The 1228-nt window shown below is 39.3% G+C and carries 1 protein-coding gene and 1 pseudogene; both read right to left on the reverse strand.

The window, feature by feature from the left end:
• The coding region (locus BHE85_RS15810; RefSeq protein WP_069673625.1) for a leucine-rich repeat domain-containing protein at positions 1 to 795 on the reverse strand (795 nt) is incomplete at its 3' end.
• Between the two features lie 315 nt (positions 796 to 1110).
• Positions 1111 to 1228: pseudogene (locus BHE85_RS26805) on the reverse strand (class I SAM-dependent methyltransferase); the annotation flags it as partial.

Below are 1228 nucleotides of genomic sequence, written 5' to 3' on the forward strand. Positions count from 1 at the left end.
CGGGAACCATGCTGTCACGGCATCAGCCAGGGGGCGATGGAGTGTATTCTGTTGTCCGTCACTCATGGAGAAGTAAATCTGCGGGCCGTGGTAGTCCGGTTGGGCGGTTTGTTGTAACAAAGTTTGCATTATTCTGGGAGATAGTTGATTTTCTCTAAGATTGACAACGCTATCAGAACTGAGGCCAAGTATGCTTTCCGGAATTGCCGTGATCCGGTTCTGATTAAGCCAGAATATTCTTATAATATGATCATCTCTTTCTGGAAAATCTGGTATTACTTCCAAAGCATTTCTGGCTGCATCAAGTAATTCCAATGACATTGGTAACCTCGGAAGTACAGACAGGTGATTGTCACTTACGTTAATATATTCTAGTGACGCAGGTAATTCAGGAAGTGCGAACAAATGGTTATCACTCACATTTATATATTCCAGCGACACTGGTAATTCAGGAAGTGCAGATAATTGATTACTGCTTGCATTCAGTTCTTTCAATGCCCTTGGTAGCTCGGGGAGCATTGATAGTTGGTTATTGCTTACATTAATTTCATCAAGATTGTCAGGCAATCGTGGTAGAGATCTGAGACCTAAACAAGATAAGTCCAACGATGTTTCACTGTTTTCCAGACATAATTGGAGCCGGGTAAAAGCAGTTTCCCTGTTTTCTCCGGAAATGCTGTTTTTAGTCCATTCAACCCATTCGGAGAGATAATTATTGTGAACATTGTCGATTGATGTAGTTCTGTAAAAAGAGACGTTTCCAGTGGATAGGGGGGGATTATTTACAGGAAGCATAATAACCTCGCAGAAGGATATCCTGATAAAATGTGATACTGGGAAATAATAAGCTAAAATAAAATGTTTCAGGATTGAAATTTATTGTTTTCATTTTAAGGAAGTGATGTTGATTTAACTGTAAAAAAACGATACTATTTTCTTAGATGGTAAATGTCTCGCCTGTGCTATATTTTGTTTTTCGGTTAGTTAAATATCGTACATTCATATTTGAATGTTCTGCCGGAATGCATTATCAATAGAGGTAAAGTCGCAACCCCAAATCGTAAAGGAAACCGTAGCACGTCTTAAGCAAGAACGTGCTGCGGTTGGATGCTATTTTTTCCCTGAAGCAGAAAACATTACTACAGTACCTTGAACCTTGGTTTTAACATTCTCGAAATGCTCTGAGAGTATATGTGTTAAGCCTTCTTCGGAATCTTTTGTGTTTGAA

The sequence above is a fragment of the Shigella sp. FC1567 genome (assembly GCF_001743015.1).
In the GTDB taxonomy this organism is placed as follows: Bacteria; Pseudomonadota; Gammaproteobacteria; order Enterobacterales; family Enterobacteriaceae; genus Escherichia; species Escherichia coli.